Below are 24986 nucleotides of genomic sequence, written 5' to 3'. Positions count from 1 at the left end.
GATTCTTTTGGCATTGGCCTAGTGTAGAAGGGTATTATCCAACATCGGATAGTATCCTTTTTGTTCTTAATTTTAGTAGAGGGGGTGTCTTCTTAATGTTAATGCAATTGAAGGTTAACACCATCAAAGATCGGCGATCCGCCGCAGATCAGAAAGGAATGGAGTGATGTCGGTACAACAATTACGAGAACACATTACGAGTGCGCTGGAGAGGTACTTTCCAGATGTGCCTGTATATGTGGAGGGGGAGAAACCTCAGACGGCTTATTTTTATCCCGGACTGATCTCAGCGACTCTGGATCGGCAGCGGGAAGGCCGATATTTAGCGGTCTATCGCTTCGGTATCCGTTATGAACAAGGCAGTCTGCTGGAAGCTGAGAGAATGGCAGATAAGCTGAGTGAGGCAATGGCAGGGATGGAGCAAGAGGGTGGCTCCTTTCGTGTAGCTAGGCAAGCCTGGGAAGCTGGGGTAGAGGGGCATGGGCCGCTTTTTATAACGGACTATATGGTGTATTTGCAAAGTGAGAAGCCTGACCCCATTAAGATGGGACAAATGATAGGAGGAGAAAGACTGAAATGAGCACAAAGGTGAGTAATGGAGAACGTTTTGGTAAAGAGCAGATTGTGAATTCATCGCTTTTTACGGTTAAGGAAAAGGATGTGCTGAACGTTATTTTGCAGGATGACAAAAGTTATACGATCGAAGAAGCGAAGCAATCTATGGGATTGTTTATGAATAAGGAGGTTTTGAACTAATGGCAGGCGGAACATGGACAACTCAAAACAAAGTGCGCCCAGGGGTGTACGTAAATGTAGCATCGAATCAAGGTGCCATCGGCAAAATGGGAGAACGCGGGATTACTGCTTTGGCACTTGCCTTATCTTGGGGAGAACCTGGAGTGATCATGGAGATTACCCCGCAGGACGACGTGAATAAGCTGCTAGGTTATGGTTTGGAACATCTAACATTGCTGCCAGTACGCGAAGCGCTGAAACGTGCGGGAACATTACTGCTCTATCGATTGAATGAAGGGGTTAAAGCGGCGGTCACTAACAATGGTCTACAGGTTACGGCTAAATACGGCGGTGTACGCGGAAACGATCTTTCTGTTGTTATTGAAAAGAATATTGAGAATAATGCTCTTTTTGATGTGAAGACACTGCTGAATGGAACTGAACTGAATAAGCAAACGGTTGGAACGGCTGAAGAGTTGGTCGCTAACGATTATGTACAATTCCAGAAAAATGGCGCAGAAGGCTTGAAGCTAACCGCAGGGATGCCGCTTATTGGCGGAGCTAATGGTACGGTGACAAATGGTGCGCACAGCGATTTCTTGTCTGCTCTTGAGGTGCTTGAGTTCCAAACGGTTGGACTAGTATCGCAGGATAGTACGCTTAAGGCGCTGTATAGCTCTTGGGTAAGACGACTACGGGATACGGAAGGTAAGAAGGTGCAGGCTGTACTATCGGATTATGCTACTGCGGGTCATGAGGGTGTGATCAGCGTGAAGAATGGGGTAGTACTGAGTGACGGAACTAGGATTGATAATAACAATGCTGTTGCTTGGGTGGCCGGTGCTACGGCTGCTGCTGCGGTGAATCAATCGCTGACTTATCAGGGATATGACGACTCCGTTGACGCTGATGTGCGGCTTAGCCATTCTGAGACGACTGCAGCTTTGCTGCGAGGTGAATTGCTCTTTACTTACAGTGGAGGGCGAGCTGTGGTGGAGCAAGATATTAACACGTTTACGGCATTTTCTCCGGATAAAGGCAAAGCGTTCTCCAAAAATCGTGTGCTACGCGTGCTGGATGGGATTGCGAATGATCTGAAGCGTATTTTTGAGAACTACTACATTGGTAAGGTAGCGAATAATGAAGATGGACGGGCTCTGTTCTGGTCACAATGTGCGACTTATATGAATGATCTGCAGGATATGGGTGCGATTGAGGGCTTTAACGCGCAGACAGATGTTGTCGTTGTGGCTGGTGCGGATAGTGATAGTATCGTGCTGGATGTGGCTGTGAAACCGGTAGATTCCGTAGAAAAAGTATATATGAAAGTGAAGGTGGTTTAAGATGGCATTTTTAAAAGCTAGTGATACGATTTCCGGCCAGGAGGGCCGTGCGTATGCCGTGATTGGTACGCAAGCTGAAGAGATGTTCTATGTGAAGACGCTTGAAGCTACGGTAGAAAAAACAAAGGCAGAGGTGAAGACTCTAGGCCGCCGTGGTGTTCAGCATAAAGCGACTGGATGGTCGGGCAGCGGTTCGATGACGATTTTTTATATGACTAGCCGTTTCCGCCAGATGATGCTCGATTATATGAATACAGGTGTCGATCAATATTTCGATATTGAGGTTACGAATGAAGACCCATCGTCCAGTGTGGGAGCACAACGCATTATTTTAAAAGGCGTGAACCTTGATAGTGTCATCATGGCTTCTCTTGATACAGAATCAGATGCGCTGGAAGAAGAAGTGAGCTTTACCTTTGAAGACGTGCAGATTGTGCAAGCATTTGGCGCTCCCGCCGGCTCCGGAAAATAATAAAGACAACTAGATAGGAGCAAGTAAGGCCCGGGCGTGCAGGTGAGCGGCGGGTCTCTTCTCTGTCTAGTTAGTAGTACTAGAAGAAACTAAATCATTTTAGGAGGAAGACAATGAGTGAATTAAGTTTGTTTTTTGCGCAAAATGTAGCATGTGACACGACCGAGGAGTTTGTAGTATCGCAGCGGTTTAAGGATAAGGAAGGAAACGCAGTTGCCTGGAAGCTACGCAGTATGAACGAGGATGAGAATCAGGAATGCCGTAAAGCAGCTACTCGTAAGGTCAAAGGTAAGAACGGAGTGTATACCTCCGAGATTGAACCGAATGATTATATGGCTAAGCTTATGACCTCAAGTGTGGTGCATCCAGATCTGAAAAATGCTGAGCTACAACGTTCTTATGGTGTTCTTGGTGCCGAAACGCTGCTGCGTAAAATGCTGCTTCCAGGTGAATTTGCGGCACTGGGTGAACGGGTACAGGCCTTGAATGGCTTCGGTACAGATATGAACGAGCTGGTGGATGAAGTAAAAAACTAATCAACGAGGGCGACAGTGAAGCGAACTTAGCTTACTACGCCCTCCACGAGCTGCATATTTTACCGCATGAGCTGATGAAGCTGTCTTCGCGCGAACGTGCCGCAATTTATGCGATGATTGCTGTTCGTGTGGAGAAGGAGAAGCGGGATCAGGCACGGAGTAAGGCGAGGAAGAGATGAGGGGGTGAATGAATGGCAGGTATGCAAAACAATATAGCTGGAATCCAGCAAGTCTCCAACCAATGGATCAATGATATAACCAATCAAATTACAACTCAGGTTTCTGCAAATATTTCAAATTCCTTTTCCGCAACCTTAAACCGAATCAGTATGAAAATAGTCAATAAACCCGTGTACAACATTACTAACAATTACAGTGCAGCTTATACCAGAATTCAAGCTTCTATTGGAGGCGCAGTACAGGCTCAGGAGAGACTGAACGGTGCGGCAGAACAAGGAGCAGCAGGGGCTGAACAGCAGGCGGGTACATGGGAAAAGATCACCGGTGCTTTTGGGAAAGCCAAAGGTGTGCTGGAAAAAGTTAAAGGAGTTATGGAAAAGGTGCTTGCGCCTGCAGCTGAACAGCAAAAATGGGAGGATCTTTTTAAAGCGAAAACCGGAAATGCTGATGTTGGTGTGGCAATGTTTGATAAGTTCAAGAAGAGGGCACTAGATACCGGGCAGGATGTAAACAAGTCCATGGAAAGTGTCTTGTCGTTTTATCCTAAAACTCAAAATACGGATCAGTTAGATAAGCTTATGGATTATTCCACAAGGCTAAGCATGATGTCTCCGGAGGGTAAAGATATTGGTGATACTTCATCGGCGATTACTTCTGCTTTTGAGGGGGATTCTAGTGATTTAGCATCCATGCTTCAGGTGGATAAAGAGGATCTGGGTGGACTTGATCTAGTGGCCGGAACGGGCAATATGGAAGCCTTTTTGAGTACTTTGGGAGATATTATGACAACGTCAGGGATGACGAGTGATTCGCTACAAACCATGATGGATTCACCCGTTAATCAATGGCAAGCTCTTCTTGGAAACTATAACAACTCTCTGGCTGGTATGGGAGAAGGTGCTCTTGCGGCATTGTCACCACTATTAGGCATTCTTAACCAGGCATTTTCAGATGGAAGCTTTCAGCCAATTATCGATGGGATAGCGATTGGACTGGCGATACTTGCACAAGTATTCTCGCAGGTCGTACAAGGTGCATTGTATCTCTGGAGTGTTCTTAGCAACCCTGTTGTTTTGCCGATTGTTTTGGGTGTTGTTGCTGGAGTTATTGCCTTAGCAATCGCGATGAATGCCTCAACAATTGCAACTAGAATTTCATCTATTGCTACCGGAATTGCTACCGCAGCCCAAGGCATTTTCAACGCTGTGATGAGTGCTAATCCAATTGCACTTGTAATAGGGCTTATAGTTGCACTTATAGTAGCATTTTTAGGGATTGTGGCAGCCCTTCAGCCTGTGAGGGACTTTTTGGCGAATATGTTCAGGGGACTGGGACAGCTCGTTGCAGAATTTGTGGGCTTTGTTATCGATCTTTGGACCGGATTTGTTAATGGTATTATTGGCGCTGTGAACTTTTTGCTAGATAGTATAAATAAAGTAGTTGGAGCTGTTGGCAAATTTATTGGTATAGAGTCGGAGATCAATCTTCATATTGAAGAGGTTGATAGCAGTCAATTCAAAAAGGATTTGCAAATGGACATTGGAGCTTCTTTTAATTCAGGGGCAGAAAAAATCCAGAATTTTGATATCAATAAGTTTAAAGAAAAATTAAATGTAGGTGGAAATAAGAGTAATAACACCACATTAAATCAGTGGAATACTACCCATTCAGGGGATTTGTCAAAACCTTTGCAAACGCCTACCGTACCTGAAATTCCAGTAGTTCCTACGATGAATACACCTTCAGCTACGGGTTCTTTTCAAAATGCAGGAACTCCAGGTAATCTAAACACCGTAAACCGCGTGAAGCAACTCGACTCCATCAACGACACTGTAGACATCTCTAGCGATGATCTGAAAATGCTGCGTGAGCTAGCGGAGATTCAGGCGATCCAGAATTTTGTGGAGCTTACGCCGACGGTGCAGGTGACGACCGGGAATATTAATAATGCCGGAGACATTGATACGATTATCAACAAGATCGGGCAAAAGCTGAACGAGGAGTTTGTCTCTACAGCGCAGGGGGTGTATACGTAACATGGAAGAGTACGGGATTTTTCTTGGTTTTAATAATCAGGCGGAAGCATTCCGGCTGCCAGTCAACCCGGAGACCTTAGAGATCAAAGAGAGCGGGGATGGAAAAAGCTATACCATTATCGATTTGGGTGAGATCAATACGATTGCTTATCCGAAGCTTACGGAGATTACAATTGAAAGTATTTTTCCGGCACAAAAATATCCGTTCGTATTGGTGCAAGAGGACGGGTTGAAGAGACCTTTTGAATATGTGGAGCTGATTAAGAAGTGGATGACTAGTCGCAGACCTATTCGTTTTGTATTCTCTGGGGTGAGTTATGCTGATGACTTGAAAAAAGCTGATGGGAAGCTAAACAACCCTCAGAAATGGTTAAAGGAATCATCGACTAGTGAGGATAAATCCATAGAAATTGATTTCGGTGTGAACATGGCTATGAGTATTGAAGGTTTCTCTTGGAAGCTCAGTGCGGGTACATCAGGGGATATTGAATATTCTTTATCTCTCAAAAAGTATGTATTCTATCAAGCGGTAGCAGTTAAGGTTGTCAAAGATGAAGTGAAGGTAGAACAGAAGCGGGCTAATGAAAAGCCCAAACCTAAAACGTATATCATGAAATCTAAAGACAATCTATGGAAAATCGCTAAAGAAATTCTTGGAGATGGCAAAAGGTGTGGAGAAATCCAGAAACTTAATGGCATTAAAGATAGTGAGCTGAGGAAGCTTCCAATCGGTAAGGTCATTAAGCTACCGTAGGAGGCTGTTATGGAGCTACTTGTAAAGAATAAGGAAGGACATTTATGGGATATTTCAGGTATCGTCTCCGATATTACATGGAAAACTGCTCGTTCAGGCAAACCATCAACGCTAGAGTTAACACTTGTGGACAGTGGTATCTATCAGCATCCCAAGTTTAGCATCAGCAACGGTGATATTATTCAGTTCAGCAAAGATAATGTGGATGTATTCTACGGGTTTGTGTTCAGCATTGATACAGGCTCGGATCAGGAGATTAAGCTGACTGCTTATGATCAGATTCGTTATTTACTAGGCAATGGTAGTTATGTTTTGCAGGATGTCACGGCTAGCGATGTTATTACTAAAATAACCAAGGACTACGGCCTGAAGACAGGTGTGCTGGAGAATACAGAATACCGAATTCCCTCATTAATTGAAGATGACAAAAAGCTGCTGGACATCATTATGGGAGCGATCGGCAGTGAGCTTCAGTATAAGGGGCGGCTGATGGCTTTTTACGATGACTTTGGTAAGCTGACGCTTCGTAAACCGGAGTCTATGCTGCTTAATCTGGTGCTGGGAGCGGGGCAGTATCTGTACGACTATTCGCTCAAAAAAAGTATTGATGATGATACGTACAACACCATTTTTCTATACAAGGATAACGAGAAGTCTGGTAAGCGTGATTTCTTTCCGGTTAGCGATAAGGATAATGTGAAACGCTGGGGTATCCTGCACTTGTATCAGAAGGCCGATGACAAAGCGAATGCTGCACAAATTCAGGAGAAGGCAAATAATCTGCTAAAAATGCACAACCGTGAAAAGCTTAGTCTCTCCGTACAGGCGATTGGTGATATGCGCGTAAGGGCTGGTAATTTCATTTATGTCCTGCTTGATGAATTCAAGACTCAGGTGTTTCTGGTGGATCAATGTAGTCATAAGATTTCCGGTGGGGAGCATACGATGTCCCTCGATATAAAGGTGGTGTAGAAATGATGTTGGATATTATAAAAAAAGCAAGCTTAGGAGCCGTGGGAAATACAAATCCCGTGGCTTTTTCTTATGGGACAGTAACGGAGGCAGCTCCTTTGCAGATCCAGGTGGATCAACGTTTTATTTTATCGGGGAATGCGCTAGTGCTGCCTGAATCGGTAATGGAATGTAAAGTCGAGCTAGAGGGTAGAGAAGTGGTAGTGCGTCGAGGGCTTGCCTCTGGTGATCGGGTTCTGATGGTTCGGATGCAGGGTGGACAAAGCTATATTGTTCTGGATCGGCTGGTGAGTCCGATATGATTCCTGCGATTGGAAAAGCTGGACCGATAACTGCCCTTCTTGAAGGCGAGGTCAACCTTGAACGTGGGGAAAGCCCCAGTCTAACCTACCGAATGGATTGGGACAGAAAAAGGATCACTGGCCAAGCGGATGGACTTGAGGCAGTGCAGCAGGCAGCGGCCAAAATTCTGCGAACCGATAGATTTGAACATCTGATTTACAGTTCGGATTACGGAACAGAGTGGCAGCTGGTTCTGGGTAAGGATCGGCTGTTGGTCAGAGCTGAAATCAGACGTGTCATTAATGAGGCCTTACTTCAGGATGAACGAATCCTTAGCTTAGAAAATATTGAGGTTTCTTTTACCGGAGAAAACTTAACTTTTGACTGCAAGGTGGTCACACGTTACGGAAATTTTCAGCTGAGAAAGGAGTGGAATGAGGATGTATGAGGATCAGACGTATGAGGCTCTTTTAGAGCGGATGCTGGACCGGGTTCCGTCAGGTCTGGATAAACGAGAGGGTAGCATCATTTATGACGCGCTCGCTCCGGCAGCAGCAGAGCTGGCGCAAATGTACATTGAGCTGGATGTGAATAATAATCTGTATTTTGCAGATACGGCTACCGGTGAGTACTTGGAGCGAAGTATCTCCTGGTCAGGAATTGTAAGGCGTGAAGCGAGCAAGGCGCAACTAAAAGGTATTTTTTATAAAGCGGATGGGGGATTTGTGGATGTTCCTCTCGGTAGCCGCTTCTCACTCGATATGCTGAATTATATGGCTGTGGAGAAGCTATCTCCTGGAGTGTATCGGTTAGAGAGTGAAACCGCTGGAGAAGAAGGAAACCGATATTTTGGTTCTTTGCTGCCAGTAGATTATATTTCAGACCTCGCGCGCGGAGAAATAGCTTCTCTTCTGATCCCTGGAGAGAACGCCGAAAGTGATGAATCGCTACGCCAGCGTTATTTGGATTCAGCCAGACGCCCAGCTACTAGCGGCAATAAATATCACTATATGGAGTGGGCTATGCAGGTTGTGGGGGTGGGAGGTGCACGTGTTTTTCCGTTATGGAACGGTCCTAAGACGGTGAAGGTGATTGTTGTGGATGCCGAGAAACTTCCTGCTTCTGAGCTACTGGTGACTAAGGTTCAGCATTACATTGATCCGGTCTCTGGAGCGGGTGAGGGGCAAGCCCCCGTAGGTGCTGTTGTAACTGTGGCGTCAGCGAAGGGCAAAAGTATTAGTGTAAGCGCAAAAGTAACCCTTGCTTCAGGTTATGCGCTGCAAGCTGTAAATGAAGAATTTAAGGCGATTCTTGAGAGCTATCGCAAAGAGAAGGCTTTTTCAGCAACCTATATTAGCCAGTCTGTAATCGGTGCCCTATTGCTAGCTACTGAGGGAGTCGCGGATTACAGTGAACTGAAGCTGAACGGTGGAGCGGGCAACGTAATGTTGAACGAAGAAGAAATACCTTTGTTCGGCAACGTTTTACTGGAGGTGTAGCATGGGTTACCCGGAGAAAGTTGATATTTTTCAAGAAAAGCTTAATAAAAAAGCAAATGGTGGCAGCTATGTTATTGAAGAGAGATTACCGCTTGTAAATGGCATGTATAGTGGTGCGCTTGCGCATGACAACATCAATAATCAGACCATCGCGGTGTACACAGGGTCACAGTATTCCGGGATCGAGCTACGTAATTTTACGGTGTCTTTTCCGGATGAAGCGCCATGGCGGCGGTTGATTAAGATTTTTGCCGATGTGCCCGAGGTTTATGTGACTTACGAAACCCCCGGGGATACAGTTGAAGCGGATGATATTAATGGTTTGCAGGTAAGTATTACCGCTGTTCAAACTGAAATAGAACGGTATAAGAACAAGGGTCAGATTGACGGAGGATCATTCAGAAGAGAGGTGTAAAATGGCACAGACCATACAAATAAAGCGGGGAACAAAGGCTGAGCTAACGAGTTATGGCGTGTTGAAGGCGGGTGAGCTTGGTTTTTGCAGTGATACTAAGGAAGTTTATATTGGTGACGGCACGTCTAATTCCATGGTCGGAAGGGCGTTGTCCGGGCCAGAAGCTTCGCGTCCGGTTGCAGGAGCCGTTGGCCGTTTGTATTACGTGACTACGGGTACGAATAGCGGATATTTGTATTTTGATGATGGGGCAGCTTGGCGGCGGGTGAACGCGCAGAAGCTTAGCGATCTGACAGGTACAATTGATGATATCGCTGATGGAGCAACCTACGCGAAGGTGCTTAAAGCGGATATTAGTGCGGGACATATCAATAAAGTATCAGATGGCACGAATGTAAAGACTGCCGCTGAGATCAAGACTCACATTGACGATGTGACCAAGCACCGGACGATCAATGATGCCGGGACTACGATTACAGATTTGTGGTCAGCGCAAAAGATTAAAAATGAAATTGAGTTGGCCAAGCATAACATCGAACCGCAAGCGTCGGTAAAAGATCAGAACCTGCTGGCTCCACCTGCCAGTCCGGTTGAGGGTGACCGATACATTATTCCAGCGGGAGCAACCGGGGCATGGGCGGGGAAAACGAATCAAATCGTGGAGTACCAATCTGCTGCTTGGGTATTTTATGTTCCGGTCGTAGGCTGGACCGCTTACGTCGATGATGAGCAAAAGATCTATAGCTGGAATGGCAGCGCATGGGTACGCACGGGTGGTGCGCTACAGACCATTACAGCTGGGAACGGGCTGATTGGTGGTGGTCAGGCCGATGCTGTGACACTGAATATTGGTGCAGGCAATGGAATCACGGTTACTGCAGACGCGATTGCGGTTACGGCTGGAAAAGGGATCTCCGTAGATGGATCCGGTGTAGCTGTAAGTGTGGATGGAAGTAGCATCATTTATGATGCTGCGAATGGCAATAAACTTACCGTAGTCAGTATTGATGGCGGAACTTTCTAGGGGGCTGGACAATGGCTTTAAAGACATTGATTCAAATACGCCGCGGATTGGAAAGTGCGATTGGAGCACTGGCTATTGGTGAGCTTGGCTACTGTACAGACAGTGGGAAGCTATATATCGGTTCTGCTGCTGGGAATGTCTTGCTAGTTGCGGCACAAAGTATCGGGGACATGCTGAAAAGTATTTACGATACGAATAACAATGGCAAGGTGGATTTCGCGCAACAAGCGGATAGTGTAGCTTGGGCGGGGGTAGCGGGTAAACCAGCAGTGTTTCCTCCGGCGGCGCATACACATGATTATTTGCCCAAAGGGCCCCTAACCTGGAATCAACTGAAGGGGGTGTAGGGGGATGAGCTATGGCAACTCTTTATTCAGCGAATTATTGTATTCCGCAGATGAAGATTCGAATCATCCGGGTGAAGTCGAGGCGCCTGATCTAATGCAGTATTTGCCGGATTATTATAAGGATGTCCGTGAAATGGAGAAGCTTCAGGAGACCATCGGGCTAGAAATTGGTGGACTGAAGGTAGGCACTGTAGATGTACTGGATCAAGCGTTTGTTGAAACAGCAACGGTGAGCCTTGGACGTTGGGAGGCTGAGCTTGGACTAAATATTGATTCATCCAAGTCATATGCCACACGCCGAGAGATGATTAAGGCGAAGCTGCGTGGAAACGGGACGACAACGCCGGAGATGATCCAGCGGACGGCGTCCGCTTTTTCAGGTGGAATAGTTGAAGTTAAGGAAGTGCCCGATGAGTACCGTTTTGAGATTCATTTTGTAAGTACGCTAGGCATTCCTCCAAATATGGCAGGGTTGATTCAAATCATCGAAGAGATCAAACCCGCGCATTTGGCTTATGAATTTGTGTTCAGCTATACGTGGTGGGACTCTGTTAAGGCTTTGACCTGGGATAGTGCTCACAATAAAACATGGAACGAATTAAGAACTTATAGATAGGAGAGTGACACATGCAAACGACAGGAAATTTGGGCTTAAAGAAGCCAGAGGGAACAGATATCGTTGATATTGCCGATCTGAACGGGAATATGGACATTTTAGATAATGCCGTTAATGGCAAGGTAGATAAAGTTACTGGCAAACAGTTGTCTACGAACGACTACACCGCAGTTGAGAAAACTAAACTGGCGGGTATTGCTACAGGAGCAACGAACTATACCCACCCAGCTACCCACCCACCAGCTATTATTGCACAAGACGCGAGTAATCGTTTTGTTACTGATGCTGAAAAAACGGCGTGGAATGCGAAAGCCAGTACAGCCGTAGCTACAACTGCTACGAATGGCTTGATGTCTGCTGCGGACAAGACACTACTGAATAACAACACTGGATTCGGTACTACAGCTGGTACAGCCACCGCATATACCATTACACTTAGCCCAGTACCTACTACGCTGATAGCAGGATTGAAATTTAGTTTCAAAACACATATTGCTAGCGGAGCTAATCCTACACTCAATCCTAATGCTTTAGGAGCCAAAGCAATCAAGAAACCCAATGGAAATGCGGCGACACTTGCCCTGAACGGAGTTTACACGGTTGTATATGATGGCACGGCTTTTATCTTACAGGGTGAAGGGGGTGAGTATGGAAATGTATCGGCGCAATTCGTCCTAGTCGGATACCAATTCGGCACCGAGAACGGACTTGCAAACGGAACAATGGTAAATAGGACAAGGGGCGCAGCTGGCGGTTACACTAATGCAGTGTCAACTAGAGGTGATAACTTCGGGAGCTTGGTTATGGAGCCACCTACCGGCTACTATGAATCAGGTAAAAATACTGATGGATTCGGTACTTTAATCGCTGTTGACCCGAATTTTGTACCAGCGAACATTCTACAAGGCAAGCCGATGTTTGGAGTAGATGGCGCGATAGTCAATAGATCTGTGGAGAATAATCACTCCCCGTCAAATGCCGCAGAGATATGGGCGACAGGCGATGTGTTCTTAATGCCGCAAGCGGGCTACTATAATGGGGTTACCTGGACAAAAAGTACATTTCCAACTCTCGTACCTAGTAACGTCCGCGCGGGTGTCTCTATAGGAACCTTAGTTGGCACACTCCAACCCTGGGTCGGTGGGCTTACATCGGTTGACTTTGCAACGCAGGCAGGGGCTAACGGTAAGACTGAGGAAATGTTTAGATTTCCAGCCGGGTTCACTATCGGATCGTTTGCTGGCTCGATTCTTTTCGGAACGTCGAACAACAACAGCCACCAGGATCATTCAATCGTGCTGCAGGACATCCATGGAAATCGGTTAGTGCTAATTCGTCACTTTGTGGACGGATGGTCGATGAGCACAACACAACAAGCTACGGGGCTAATAGTAGATAAGCGGTCGCGGCGAATTACAATGCCTAGTACCATATATATGCAGGGCTTCGGTCACGATGGGGACATTGCGGCGGACGGATCTTTCTCGAAGCCGTTCAATATGGATGGTGAGGTAATGTTGGTTCACGTCGTAGTAGCATCGCTCGGCGGAGGTTACTCTACTGCCTCTGCACGCGGAGCCGCGGTATGGAATTAGAAGGAGGAAAATAGTAATGTACTTTTTGCGCATACAACAGCATCAAAACAGTTTACGCGATCTATCACAACGACTGCAGGCGGTATTACTGTAACTAATTCATATAATCAGATTGTAGCTCAAGAATATAAATGGGTGGCTTAGGGCTAAGAAAGGGAGTGAATATAAATGCAAATAGGCAGAAAAATTTATTATGATAACGCCACAGGTAACGTATTAGTTGATACCGGAGAGCGTTCCAGCGATGTGGTGGAGACAACACAGGCGTTGGATTTAACTATAAAGCACTAGCCGAACGCGTAGCGGAAACGGTGGGTGCTTAGAGCTTGATTACGAGCAATACAAGCAAGACTTTGCAGCGTGCAGCGGCTACAAGGTAAGCATCGAAACGGGAAGATTGGAGTTTAGCTATCCTGACCCTAACATCGAACCTGACGAGCCGCAAGCGCTTGTATATCAAGTACCTATGTCCGAGCGTATCGAGCTTGTGGAATCCGATAATGCCGGGCTGACGCTAGAACTGCGCAAACACAGGCTAGACTCAACCAGGCGGAACAAGACCACGCCGACTTGCTGCTCACTCTTGTAACGGGAGGTGTATTATAATGGATTGGTACGCAATCATTAAAAGCTATTATGACGCAGGATGTTATTCAAAGGATCAAGTTCAAGTATTTGTAACTGCCAACAAAATCACATCAGAGCAAGCTATAGATATTACAGATAGCGCCGCATAGCAGGCGTTTTTATTTTGCCCTCGTATCTGCTACGAGGGCTGTTTTATTTATCACTATAGAGGGGGGCTGTTATATGACCATTGTGGGAGTGAATTCAGGAGGAGGCGATGCTGAAGCAGCGCCCATTGAGCACCGTATAGAAGATGTTGAAAATAGACTCGTAGTCATCCAAGACGAGATCTTTAGATTTGGAACGGAACATCTAAGTTTTAACAATGAGCTTCTATTATTAAAAGAAAAACAATCACGCCATGAGGAAGATGTGAAGCAAATTAAACAATCAACGATAGAAATGAAAATTCAATTTAACGAAATTATGAGGCGTTGGGACACTTTAGACTCACGTGTGTTTCAGTTATTGCAACAATCCCAGACGGACAGCAAGAGCGAACGAAAAGTGTTTGTTGATCTACTTAAATACGTTCTGGCTGGTACTATCTTTGCTATTATTGCCTTTTTATTTAAAGGAGGGGTATAGATGCTCACTTTGTCCCAAATCAAAGAAAAATCAAGTAAACGCCTAACCAACCTACATCCCGTAGTCCGTTCCGCTGCTACTGCTCTAATCGAGCGTTGCTACAAGCTCAACATCTCCATTCTCATTACGCAGGGTCTTCGCACAATTGCCGAGCAGGATGCTCTTTATGCACAAGGACGCACTAAGCCTGGAGCGATTGTCACCAATGCGCGTGGCGGGTATAGCTACCACAATTTTGGACTAGCCGTAGATTTTGCTCTTTTGCTGCCGAATGGATCCAGTGTGTCTTGGGACATGCGCCGGGACGACAATAACAACCAAGTCGCAGATTGGCAGGAGGTTGTAAAAGAGGCCAAGGCACTTGGATTCGAATGGGGGGGCGATTGGACGAGCTTTAAGGACTATCCACATTTTCAGATGGTGTTTGGGTTAACACTCACACAGTTACGAGCAGGGGCAAAGCCCTCAATATCCGCAGTGGAGGCAGCGTACAAGATTATCAATCGGAAGGTGGAAGAAGAATTGAAGGGTGAAGTTATTGCCGCAGTAAAGGTTAACGGAGTAAAAGTTGCAGATGGAGTTCTTGAAAAAGGCATCACCTATGTTCCTGTACGTGTTATTGCAGAAGCGCTAGGTGCACAGGTGGGTTATGATTCCGCCACTAGGACGGTTGAGATTAAAAATACTCACTAAGGAGGTATCTATCATGGAAACTAGAGAGATTTTAGATGATGTTATGGCGTTTGCCTCAATATTAGCTGTATTCGTACTGGCTCTGGTTCAATTGGTCAAAAATAGTATCAACATCCCGCGTAATGCAGTCCCGATGATCGGACTATTAATAGGTTTGCTCATTGGAGCGGCAGCGTATCCTTTTACCGAACTGGATATTGTTCTTCGCCTTTGGGCTGGGGGGCTGGCTGGTTTATCTGCGACGGGGTTGTTTGAGCTAGCTTTTAAGAATCGACCGGGGACGACGAAAGAATAAATGGATAATAGGTACGAATCATAAAAGAGGGCTGTTCCAAAAAGTCTGAATAGACCCAAGGAAGAGCCCCATTGTTTTTTTACGAGATTACATAGTTATTTTTCAGAACGAAAGCGTACTTCCAGGCAGTAAAGAGTACAGCCCTGTAAAACCTTCTCCTTTTAATATAGAAGTGACATGATCGATATGCGATTTGGGAGCATGAACGAGCACCGACCGGCGGCTGGGAACCGTTTGGAGCATTTCTCGAATGTCCGGTAAGCCTTGGTGGACTTTATAGCGAATGAGTGAGATTGTACATCTCGTGTCGCTAGATTCTTCTACCATAGAATGTTTAACGAGACGGTGCCCGAAACTACCTGCCGCCAAATGTCCCGTAAAAATCACATGGTTGTCAGGAGAAGCAGAGAGCTGGTGAAAATACTCTTGTGCTTTTGCCGACTGCATCATCCCGTCATTGGTAAATATGATTGCATTCTTGAGATTCAACAATGCCTTTGCACGTTCCTCTGAATTAGATACAATGCACAAGTTCTTTCTATTAAAAAGCATATCAACGCGCTGAATAGCGCCCTCTTTCAGCCATTCGGTCTTATCGCTCAAACCTCTTAAAGGAGCTATGAGCTCTTCTTCGACGATCAGCTGATCATCGGGGAAGCACTCGCTTGCCCATACGATCAATTCCTGGCTTCTGCCATGGATAGGCACCGGAAGGAGGATTGAACCCCCTTTTTGCAGAGTGTTACAGATCGCTGACTCTAATTGCTGTAACTTTACAAGCTGCTCATCAGGATCCGCGCCGTAGGCGGCATCGATAATGGATAGATCTACGACATCTTTTGTTTCGGCTTCCATAACCGTTGGTGAATCTGCCATGAGCAGCAGCGACTCCTTCGTATAATCCCCTGAGAAAAATACGACTGTTCCATCCCATTCGAGGATCAGCCAAACCGAACCTGCTAAATGTCCGCTGCGCCCCCATTGTACTCGAAGATTAGGCGCAATCCTCAGCCAAGTCTGAGGGGAGATATGGTCCTCTAAATACATGAACTGGATAGATTGCTTATCTATTTCTCCATAAGGTAATGATGCGGACTGAGCAGCCACGTATTTATCCCATGCTTCGAAATAATCGGGAAGCTGTTTAACGGTAGCTTTCGTTGTCCATACCTTACCTGAATATCCATACTTATATAGTAGGGGAAGTGCTATCGAATGATCCTCATGCGCATGGGACAGAAACACTGCCTGCAAATGCGGGATGATGTCTGTATCTAGCAGGGGGTATTCACCTGGGCCTTCTTTTTTGACACCACAATCGAGTAGAATACCAGATTGCCCATCTTTGTTCTGCAAAAGATAGGAGGAACGGCCATGCTCTCCGGCCCCTCCCCAAATCGTTAGTGTGCTCATCGTTGTCTCCGCTTTCTATCTGGGCTTAAATATTCTAATACTAGTAGTAATATAGTAGTAACGCCGACAGAGATTACTGCCATGGCCATCCCCATCGCTACTGCACCTTGTTCAAACTGGGCAAAAATATAGGTCGCCGATGTCTGCATTGAAGGTGGAAGAATGAGTAAGGAGGCTACCAGTTCCCGATTGGAAATGGTGAAGGTCATCATCCATCCAGCCACCATCCCCGGTAGAATGAGTGGGAGCAGGATACGGCGGAACACATAAAGCTTGCTTCCTCCGAATACTTGTCCCGCTTGCATAAGGGAAGAATCGATCTGCCCATAGCTCGCTTTTACATACTGAACAGTATAGGGGATGAATAGTACAACATAGGTAAGTACAACCATCCAGTAGGTATTATAGAGCGGAATAGGCATCCAGCGAGCATTCCATAGCAGGATTAGCCCTACTACAATTACAATTCCAGGAACTGTATTGGGAAGTAGGCTGAATAGATCTGTAATTTTCTGCTTGAATGTAGCACCTTTTCCTACAGTTAAGGCAAACCAAGTCCCAAGAATAACCGCGATACTAGAAGCAACGATGGCTAATGTGAAGCTATTTAATAAGGCCTCAAGACCTTGAGAACCCGGTGATAGCAGCTCTGCATAATGTTTTAAGGTTAAATTGCTCCAAGATACGCCTTCTCCTCGCAGCTTCAATAATGAGGCTGTTATGATTGAAAAATAAGGAATGCCGATAGATGCTAGAAGTAATAGAACAACATACCCCCAACTAAGAACCCCTATGATCGCCGTACTTTTATAACGTTTGGTGCGAGTCCCTTTTCCGCCAATTAGGCGATAAGAGAAGCGACTGCTAATTAGAGTCTGGATGTACCACATGACGAGACAAACCCCGAGCAGCAAGGAAGCTAGTGAAGTAGCCTTTCCAAAATCTATTGGCCAACTAGAGATATACTTATGGATCTCAGAGGTCAGAACGTAAAAGCCGATCCTACGACCAAAGGTCGCAGGGGTACCAAATTCGGCAATCGTTTTGACGAAGATGAGAAGAGCTCCAAGCCCATAGCTGGATAATAGCAAGGGAATGATTACTCTTTTAAATCTGTAAAAGAACGGAGCACCATGAACAGAGGCTGCTTCCTCCAGATTGCCTCCGATCTGCAAAAGCGCATTACGCAGCAGTAAATACAGGAAGGGGAATAAATGCAGGCTCATGATCAGCACCATCCCTCCATAACTAAAGAAATACGGAGTCAGCACGGAGGAAGCGGGCAGAAACTGTTCCATATACCCACCCGTTTGCATAAATAACATCCAACCCATTGAACCAATGTATGGCGGAGTCATAAAAGGGATTAGTAGCACAACATCCAGCCAATTATGATGCCCTAAGTCCGTTTTAGCCATAATCCAGGCCAGAGGTAGTGCAAATAGCGTAGTTAATAGAATAACGCTTACCCCGAGCCCGATAGAATTCAGCAGTACCTCAACCAGATCATGACTACTCATAATGGTTCGTAGTGGCGCGGCTATATCCAGCTGCTCATTGGGATAGATACTGGTCCAAAAAATGAGCAGGAGTGGCAGCAGTACGAGCACTGTCAGTATAAATAAAGCAAGTCCGCCGCTCACCCATTTAAATGAGCGTAAAGAGTTAATATTCATTACGCTTATTTAAAAATTTGTGTGAAGGTCGAGGAAACTTCATCACTATGTTCGTTCATCCATTCCCATTTCACATCAAATGTCTTAATTTCATCGAGATTTGCACGATTCTCTGCTTTCACATCGTTTCTGCCTGGCAATAAGTAGGCTTTAGCAACTAGCGCTTGAGCTTCATCAGATAGAAGATAGTCGATAAAAGCTTTGGCATTATCTACATTCGGGCTTGTCTTAATAATCGCAGCCGGGCGAGGGCTGATCACTGTTCCTTCAGCAGGGTAGACGATATCTACAGGCTCTCCATCAGCTTTTGCCTTATAAGCCATATAATCTACACCCGAGGCAACGACGGATTTAGCACCGGTAATAACCGGATCAAGTGCCTCTTGATTGGCGCCCGCCATCGCTACACCATTGCTTTTGTATTGTTTAAAAAGATCCCAACCGCTGTCCCCTTTAGCGCTTAAATATCCAGTTACAAAATCTAGAGCCGAGCCAGATAGCGAAGGATCTGGAATATTGACGGTTCCTTTCCAATCCGCTTTAGTGAGATCATCCCATGAAGTCGGAGGTGTGCTTACTTTTTTAGTATTGTAGACAATCCCCAGTGCGGATGCGCTATAGCTAAAATAATTGCCATCTGCTGTGTCTGACCAATCGCTAACGAGCTTATCTGCATTAACCGCCTCTTTATATGGAAGCAATAATCCATCATTCTTCATCCCTTGCATGGATGGAAGGGAGGCAAGAACAACAACATCGACTACTGGATTGGACTTCTCTGCTTCCATACGGGCTAGTATTTTTCCAGTAGTGCCTTGGAACATTTCGACCTTCACACCGGTTTTGGCTTCAAAGCCGTCTTTAATTTTATTGGCTAGACCTTCAGGACCTGCGCTGTAGACGACAAGACTGCCACTCAGAGCTTTCTCTGTGGGTTGTGGTGCTTCAGTTTGAGCTGTAGTGTTAGCGGTTGAAGTCGGATTGCTTGCGTTAGCAGCAGGAGTGTTAGTAGAGCTACAGCCGGCTAGACTCGCTCCGATTATAGTTGTTAGAAGAAGTGTACTAAGTCCTTTAGTGTTATTCATTGATTTCAATGTGAATGCCTCCCTAATATTTTTTGCATCTTGCTGCATGGAACAGCATCATACGAGCTATTCCATGCAGTGGACGCTTAATTCAGATGATGGATCTGGTGCTCTGAAGCGTAGACCTGGATCGTTTCTCCAACAGGTAGACGTTGATCATGATAAGCGGTCCAAGTAGTTCGGTTCTCCATGTCCAGAATGACCTCATAGCGATCACCCATATAGCTCACATGTCGAATCGTCCCCGTAAATGGAAGAGAGGAAGCATCCTCCTGAGACCAACGTAAATGTTCCGGACGAAGCATTTGCTTATCGGGAACGATCCAGTTGGATTTTCCAATAAAATGAGCTACAAAAGGATGATTAGGTTTCTGATAAATCTCCTCAGGAGAACCTGTTTGTAAAATAGTTCCACCTTGCATCACGACCACTTCATCTGACATAGACATCGCCTCGGTTTGATCATGGGTGACATATAGAGCGGTAATACCCATGTTCCTCACCAAGGAGGTTAACTCCAGCCTCATTTCATCTCGCAAGACTGCATCCAGTGCACTTAACGGCTCGTCGAACAATACGAGTTGGGGTCTAGTAACTACAGCTCTGGCAAAAGCAACCCGTTGCTGTTGTCCACCGGACAGCTGATGGGGAAAGCGTAGCTCGAGTCCTTCCAGCTTTACGGATCGAAGGGCTTGCTGAACCCTAATCCGTAAATCCTTTTTCTGCTTAGAGGCACGAAGTCCGAAGGCGACATTCTCGAAGACAGTTAGATGCGGCCAGAGCGCGAAATCTTGAAAGACCATGCCAAAGTTGCGGCTATGGATGGGGCGACTAATTTTTTTGTTGCCTGAGAAAATAAACTCGTCATCCATTAGGATTTCTCCAGCATCCGGTGTTTCTAGCCCAGCAATCAGACGGAGTAGTGTCGTCTTTCCACAACCTGAAGGACCGAGTAATGTCGTAAAGCTTCCAGCGGGAATCTTCAGATCTGCAGCCTTCAAGGCATGCACATCTCCGAATTTCTTTTCCAATCTGTGGATTGTAATTTCCTTCATCTCTATCTACCTGCCTGTTCTTAAGCTTGTTCTTAGTGTAAAGGTAAAGAATTCCCGCTATATTTGCTGAATGTAACTGTGATATTAACTTTTTTGCCGATTTATTTTAACATTCATAGAATTCTTCTATGTTACCGTTTAGTGAATAGGCGAGGAGTGGATGATAATGAACCTTAATTTAATCAAGCTGGAAATCGTAGAACTGTTAAATAAACATAAGAAAATAACTACAGTAGCCGATAAACTCGGACTGAAGCAGCCCACCGTTACGTACCATTTGAAGAATTTAGAGCAGCAATTGGGGGAGAAGTTATTTGAATCCAGAATGGATAAAATGATTCTTACGGAGAGTGGAAAAGCGTTTCTTCATTATGCGACTAAAATCAATGCACTAGCTGCAGAAGCGGAGCGGGTTGTAAAAGAGTTCAGTCAGGCGGGGCGAGGAACGCTTAAGATTGGTGCCAGTTACGTTCCAGCTACTTATATTCTTCCGAAAATATTGGGGCTGTTTGGAGAACAACATCCGGGGATTACGATCTCTTTATCGGTTAAGCCTTCCCCTGTAATCAAAGAAATGCTGGCTAGCCATGAGATTGACCTTGGTATTTTGTCTACAGAATCTTTTTATCTACCAGATCTGCATACTCAAGCCTTGTGTGAGGACGAGCTCGTGCTTGTTTTTTCGCCATCTCATGAATTTGCCTCATTTTCTAATCTAAACCCGGCTATGATTGCTTCAGCAAGTTTTATATTACATGACAAGGAGTCGAGTACACGCCAACTGACGGATAAATGGTTTGAGCGTGAGGGGAATGAACCGAGGACCTATATTCTACTGGATTCACTGGAGGCCATAAAGCAATCGCTTATGAGTGGAAAGTACGTTTCGTTTATATCGCGTCTTGCTGTGGAGGATGAGGTAGCCAGAGGAAGATTGCTAATGCGCACCATTCCAGATTATAATTTTCAAAGACATATTTATTATTCGTATAACCGCGATCGTCATTATTCTCCTCTTATTGGCCTGTTCATCGATCAGATTCGAACGCTCCGTATTTAAATACACATAATGAAGGTATGCTAGAGCCATTATATATAAGAAAGAATACATAAAATATAAGGACTGTATAAATTGAGAAATTGGTGTATAATCTTAGATGCTGTGTCGCTTTACAGCGCAAAATAGTTGGAGATTTTCACGCAGTTTTATTGTATGATATGAGGAAACCTTTAATAGGCGATTTTTAGACAGACAATAATTAACACATTGATCCGGAAGAGAATGGGGGGAGCAGCATGACCGAACTTACGACTACCGTCAGCAAAAGCAACTCTAACAATCTGCTGCGACGGGACGTACGGTTCTTGGGGAACATTTTAGGAGAGGTCTTGGTTCACCAAGGCGGTAACGAACTACTAGAGATCGTGGAGAAAATTCGCGAAACCAGTAAATCGCTGCGCTCACTATTTTTACCTGAACTGCACAGTGAATTTAAGGAGTTAATCAATTCTTTGGATCCAGAGAACCGTCATCAGGTAATAAGAGCGTTCGCTATTTATTTTCAGCTCGTGAATATTGCCGAACAGAACCATCGGATTCGCCGCAAACGTGACTATGAACGTTCAGCTGGGGAGACAGTCCAACCCGGTTCTATAGAAAGCGCGATTAAAGAGCTTCGTGAACGTGATTTCTCTCATGAGGAAGTTAACGAGATTATTGCAGGATTATCTCTGGAACTTGTAATGACGGCACATCCAACGGAAGCTATGCGCCGTGCTATTCTCGATATTCATAAGCGGATATCTGATGATGTTATGGGTCTGGATAACCCTACCTTAACCTTCCGGGAGCGTGAACAGCTCCGTGAGAAGCTATTAAATGAAGTGATTACGCTATGGCAAACGGATGAACTGCGTGACCGTAAGCCTACCGTACTCGATGAAGTACGTAATGGGATGTACTATTTCCATGAGACGATCTTCCATGTATTGCCCGATGTTTATCAAGAACTTGAACGTTGTCTCAGTAAATACTACCCAGGGCAGAATTGGCATGTACCAACCTACTTGCGTTTTGGCTCATGGATTGGTGGAGACCGTGACGGTAACCCTTCGGTAACTTCTACAGTTACTTCACAGACCTTGCGCATGCAGCGTAAGCTGGCGATTCGGGAATATCAACGGATTATGCGTGAACTCATGAAATATCTAAGCTTTAGCACAAGTATTGTTAAGGTGACGCCTGAGCTAGTAGAATCCATTGAAGCTGATCGTGAGATCATTAATCTTGGCAAGATGGAAGAATGGCGCAATGATAATGAACCTTACCGTATTAAGCTTAGCTATATGATCTCCAAGACACAAAATGTTCTGGATGATGAGAAAAAAGATACTCTTGAGCGTTATTCTACACCTGAAGAGTTTATCGATGATTTGAACGTGATTGACCGCAGCTTACGGCATCACTATGCCGATTATGTGGCCGACACTTATATTAAGAAATTGATCCGCCAAGTGGAGCTGTTCGGTTTCCATACGGCGACACTTGATGTGCGTCAGCACAGTCAAGAACATGAGAATGCTATGACTGAAATTTTGGCGAAAATGAACATTACGCCGGATTACTCCAAACTGTCTGAAGATGAGAAGATTGAGCTACTGGAGAAGCTGTTGAATGATCCACGTCCAATCACTTCTTCTTATCAGACGTATAGTGAGGGTACAGAGGAATGTCTTGCAGTGTACCGGACGATCTTTGCTTCGCAAGAAGAGTACGGCAAACAATGTATCACTAGTTATTTGATCAGTATGGCAGAAGCGGCAAGCGATATTCTGGAGGTTATGGTCTTCTCCAAAGAGGTAGGACTATTCCGCAAAGATAATGACGGTACAGTCGTATGTACGCTGCAAGCTGTGCCACTTTTTGAAACGATTGATGATTTGCATGAAGCACCACAAATTATGAATAGATTGCTCAGCATGCCTATCTACCGCGATGCAGTAAGAGCAATGAATGATTTGCAGGAAATCATGCTTGGATATTCAGATAGTAACAAAGATGGCGGCGTGGTTACCGCTAACTATGAACTGCGTGTTGCTCTGAAAGAGATTACAGCTACAGCCGATAAGTTCGGAATCAAGCTGAAGTTCTTCCACGGTCGTGGTGGAGCGCTCGGTCGTGGCGGCATGCCGCTTAACCGCAGCATTCTGGCTCAGCCAGCCTCGACGATTGGCGGCGGCATTAAGATCACCGAGCAGGGAGAAGTTATCTCCTCCCGTTATTCGATGCAAGGGATTGCTTACCGCAGTCTAGAGCAAGCGACATCTGCGCTTGTGACTGCAGCGATCAATGCGAGAATTCCACAAGCGGATTTATATGAAGAGAAGTGGGAAGAGATTGTTGCCCGTATCTCTGAAGTTTCGCTTCACAAATATCAGGATTTGATATTCCGTGATCCGGACTTCCTGACTTATTTCAAAGAATCTACACCTCTGCCTGAGGTTGGAGAGCTTAATATTGGTTCACGCCCTTCCAAACGGAAGAACAGTGACCGGTTTGAAGACTTGCGTGCAATTCCGTGGGTATTTGCGTGGACACAAAGCCGTTATTTGCTTCCAGCGTGGTATGCTGCTGGAACCGGACTGCAGAGTTTCTATGAGGGTAAGGAAGAGAATCTGAAGATAATGCAGCATATGTATGAGAACTTCTCATTCTTTACTACACTGATAGATACGCTGCAAATGGCTATTTCAAAAGCGGACCTGATCATTGCTAAGGAATACGCCAGCATGGGCAAGAACGAGGAAGCACGTCAACGGATCTTCGGACAGATTGAAGATGAATTCAAACTGACCTCTGAGTTGATCCTGAAGATTACTGGCCAGCAGGATATCTTGGATAACGTCCCTGTGATTCAGGAGTCGATCAGACTCCGCAATCCTTACGTTGATCCACTTAGCTACCTGCAGGTTCAATTGCTATCTGAGCTTAGAGCGCTCCGTGAAGTTGACGGAGACGATAGCGAATTGCTTCGCGAAGTATTGCTTACCATCAATGGCATTGCCGCTGGTCTTCGGAATACCGGCTGATATAGTCTTAACACAAAAAGTCCGCCCTTTATCGGGGCGGACTTTTTGTGCTGCTTCAGGGTCAAAATGCTGAATTAAAGGGAATTATTACCCGTAAATCGGTATTTTAAGGTCATTTCGATAAAATATAGGGAATTGTTCCCTTTATATCAGCTGAACTTGGTGTAATTAATTGAATTTGGCCAATATACAGGGAGAAATTCCTTATAACTTGGTCATAAAACAGCTGTGACCTAATTTATAGGGAGGTTTTCCCTATAACTTGTTCCATCAAAATGAAACCCTAAACCTACACTGGAGTTCTTACTCGCCAAATCACTGAAAACCCTGCGGAAAGTATAACAATCTCTAATCCATATGCGACAAATTTAAACTAACAGAAGCCTATTCAACCGACGGGATGATTTTGTTGCTTAATACGAGCTACTTTGCTCATAAACTAAATATTGTGCTGCCAAGTGATTCTTTTGTCCTGAAAAATATTGTGGTGCTTTGCCCAATATTGATCTTTCAGGCCCTACCCAAGTAACCGAGATGTAAGCGAAGGTAAATAGTGTGGCACTTATTATTCAGGTGATGGAGTAGCGTAGAGAATGTTTGGAACTGTAGGAGCGTTAGCGATCGCCTTTATTGTCAGATTTCTACCGCAAGTAGCGGTT

27 protein-coding genes are annotated in these 24986 nt (G+C 45.3%); 23 read left to right on the top strand and 4 right to left on the bottom strand.

The features are described from left to right. The first annotated feature begins 166 nt into the window (after window positions 1-166). The 21 genes from MHI27_RS27600 (at window position 167) to MHI27_RS27500 (ending at window position 15009) form a co-directional block, all read left to right on the top strand. Window positions 167-580, top strand: coding sequence for a DUF6838 family protein (locus tag MHI27_RS27600; protein WP_340973021.1), 414 nt, complete (start codon window positions 167-169; stop codon window positions 578-580). Then, entirely contained in the window at window positions 577-756 is a 180-nt protein-coding gene (locus tag MHI27_RS27595; protein WP_340973020.1) for a hypothetical protein, read from the top strand. Before MHI27_RS27600 ends, MHI27_RS27595 begins: the two co-directional genes overlap by 4 nt. Beyond that, window positions 756-2078 carry a phage tail sheath family protein gene (locus MHI27_RS27590; protein WP_405175102.1) on the top strand — a complete coding sequence of 441 codons (1323 nt, stop codon included), beginning with the start codon at window positions 756-758 and terminating at the stop codon, window positions 2076-2078. Before MHI27_RS27595 ends, MHI27_RS27590 begins: the two co-directional genes overlap by 1 nt. Window position 2079: 1 nt before the next feature. Further along, complete coding sequence (locus tag MHI27_RS27585) at window positions 2080-2550, top strand: phage tail tube protein (RefSeq protein WP_076285579.1); 471 nt, start codon at window positions 2080-2082, stop codon at window positions 2548-2550. Between the two features lie 113 nt (window positions 2551-2663). Next, window positions 2664-3086, top strand: a complete 423-nt coding sequence (locus MHI27_RS27580; RefSeq protein ID WP_042131197.1) for a phage tail assembly chaperone — start codon at window positions 2664-2666, stop codon at window positions 3084-3086. 191 nt (window positions 3087-3277) lie between these two features. Then, complete coding sequence (locus tag MHI27_RS27575; RefSeq protein ID WP_076300989.1) at window positions 3278-5302, top strand: hypothetical protein; 2025 nt, start codon at window positions 3278-3280, stop codon at window positions 5300-5302. 1 nt (window position 5303) lies between these two features. Then, window positions 5304-6056: a LysM peptidoglycan-binding domain-containing protein gene (locus MHI27_RS27570; protein WP_076300990.1), complete on the top strand. Its 753-nt coding sequence runs from the start codon at window positions 5304-5306 to the stop codon at window positions 6054-6056. 9 nt (window positions 6057-6065) lie between these two features. After that, entirely contained in the window at window positions 6066-7028 is a 963-nt protein-coding gene (locus MHI27_RS27565) for a hypothetical protein (protein ID WP_339243621.1), read from the top strand. A 5-nt stretch (window positions 7029-7033) separates the two neighbouring features. Beyond that, on the top strand, window positions 7034-7330 hold the full coding sequence (locus tag MHI27_RS27560; RefSeq protein ID WP_076301021.1) for a DUF2577 domain-containing protein: 297 nt from the start codon (window positions 7034-7036) through the stop codon (window positions 7328-7330). Next, window positions 7327-7758 carry a DUF2634 domain-containing protein gene (locus MHI27_RS27555; RefSeq protein ID WP_149647933.1) on the top strand — a complete coding sequence of 144 codons (432 nt, stop codon included), beginning with the start codon at window positions 7327-7329 and terminating at the stop codon, window positions 7756-7758. Before MHI27_RS27560 ends, MHI27_RS27555 begins: the two co-directional genes overlap by 4 nt. Then, window positions 7751-8809 carry a baseplate J/gp47 family protein gene (locus tag MHI27_RS27550; RefSeq protein WP_405175101.1) on the top strand — a complete coding sequence of 353 codons (1059 nt, stop codon included), beginning with the start codon at window positions 7751-7753 and terminating at the stop codon, window positions 8807-8809. The genes MHI27_RS27555 and MHI27_RS27550 overlap by 8 nt, the downstream gene beginning before the upstream one ends. A gap of 1 nt (window position 8810) precedes the next feature. Next, complete coding sequence (locus tag MHI27_RS27545) at window positions 8811-9224, top strand: phosphoglucomutase (RefSeq protein ID WP_076300994.1); 414 nt, start codon at window positions 8811-8813, stop codon at window positions 9222-9224. 1 nt (window position 9225) lies between these two features. Next, the gene (locus MHI27_RS27540; RefSeq protein ID WP_405175100.1) at window positions 9226-10248 is read left to right on the top strand and encodes a DUF2793 domain-containing protein; all 1023 of its coding nucleotides are present in this window, start codon (window positions 9226-9228) and stop codon (window positions 10246-10248) included. Between the two features lie 11 nt (window positions 10249-10259). Beyond that, complete coding sequence (locus MHI27_RS27535) at window positions 10260-10595, top strand: phage tail protein (protein WP_405175099.1); 336 nt, start codon at window positions 10260-10262, stop codon at window positions 10593-10595. 4 nt (window positions 10596-10599) lie between these two features. After that, window positions 10600-11211, top strand: coding sequence for a putative phage tail protein (locus tag MHI27_RS27530; RefSeq protein WP_405175098.1), 612 nt, complete (start codon window positions 10600-10602; stop codon window positions 11209-11211). A gap of 11 nt (window positions 11212-11222) precedes the next feature. Then, window positions 11223-12806 carry a hypothetical protein gene (locus MHI27_RS27525; RefSeq protein ID WP_405175097.1) on the top strand — a complete coding sequence of 528 codons (1584 nt, stop codon included), beginning with the start codon at window positions 11223-11225 and terminating at the stop codon, window positions 12804-12806. 168 nt (window positions 12807-12974) lie between these two features. Beyond that, window positions 12975-13097: a hypothetical protein gene (locus MHI27_RS27520; RefSeq protein WP_405175096.1), complete on the top strand. Its 123-nt coding sequence runs from the start codon at window positions 12975-12977 to the stop codon at window positions 13095-13097. 314 nt (window positions 13098-13411) lie between these two features. Next, a complete protein-coding gene (locus tag MHI27_RS27515; protein WP_405175095.1) occupies window positions 13412-13543 on the top strand; it encodes an XkdX family protein in 132 nt (43 codons plus the stop codon). A gap of 73 nt (window positions 13544-13616) precedes the next feature. Continuing rightward, window positions 13617-14021, top strand: coding sequence for a hypothetical protein (locus MHI27_RS27510; protein ID WP_405175094.1), 405 nt, complete (start codon window positions 13617-13619; stop codon window positions 14019-14021). Continuing rightward, a complete protein-coding gene (locus MHI27_RS27505) occupies window positions 14022-14714 on the top strand; it encodes a M15 family metallopeptidase (RefSeq protein WP_405175093.1) in 693 nt (230 codons plus the stop codon). 13 nt (window positions 14715-14727) lie between these two features. Continuing rightward, window positions 14728-15009 carry a holin gene (locus MHI27_RS27500; protein ID WP_405175092.1) on the top strand — a complete coding sequence of 94 codons (282 nt, stop codon included), beginning with the start codon at window positions 14728-14730 and terminating at the stop codon, window positions 15007-15009. A gap of 102 nt (window positions 15010-15111) precedes the next feature. On the opposite strand, the gene MHI27_RS27495 is transcribed toward MHI27_RS27500, so the two are convergent. From MHI27_RS27495 to MHI27_RS27480, 4 genes are all read right to left on the bottom strand, one after another. Then, window positions 15112-16422, bottom strand: coding sequence for an MBL fold metallo-hydrolase (locus MHI27_RS27495; RefSeq protein WP_405175091.1), 1311 nt, complete (start codon window positions 16420-16422; stop codon window positions 15112-15114). Beyond that, window positions 16419-18098, bottom strand: coding sequence for an ABC transporter permease (locus MHI27_RS27490; protein WP_405175090.1), 1680 nt, complete (start codon window positions 18096-18098; stop codon window positions 16419-16421). Before MHI27_RS27490 ends, MHI27_RS27495 begins: the two co-directional genes overlap by 4 nt. Window positions 18099-18103: 5 nt before the next feature. Continuing rightward, complete coding sequence (locus MHI27_RS27485) at window positions 18104-19183, bottom strand: ABC transporter substrate-binding protein (RefSeq protein ID WP_405176809.1); 1080 nt, start codon at window positions 19181-19183, stop codon at window positions 18104-18106. Between the two features lie 86 nt (window positions 19184-19269). Next, entirely contained in the window at window positions 19270-20238 is a 969-nt protein-coding gene (locus tag MHI27_RS27480) for an ABC transporter ATP-binding protein (RefSeq protein ID WP_234537508.1), read from the bottom strand. A gap of 166 nt (window positions 20239-20404) precedes the next feature. On the opposite strand from MHI27_RS27480, the gene MHI27_RS27475 reads away from it, so the two are divergent. Beyond that, window positions 20405-21298 (top strand): LysR family transcriptional regulator, encoded by an 894-nt coding sequence (locus tag MHI27_RS27475; RefSeq protein ID WP_042192084.1) that lies wholly within the window; start codon window positions 20405-20407, stop codon window positions 21296-21298. Between the two features lie 236 nt (window positions 21299-21534). After that, entirely contained in the window at window positions 21535-24327 is a 2793-nt protein-coding gene (gene ppc, locus MHI27_RS27470) for a phosphoenolpyruvate carboxylase (protein ID WP_076285561.1), read from the top strand. Window positions 24328-24986 lie beyond the last annotated feature (659 nt).

Source organism: Paenibacillus sp. FSL H8-0261 (assembly GCF_045040645.1).
Lineage (GTDB): Bacteria > Bacillota > Bacilli > Paenibacillales > Paenibacillaceae > Paenibacillus_AQ.
Note: the sequence above shows the minus strand (reverse complement) of the source record. Positions and strands in the feature narration are given on the sequence as shown.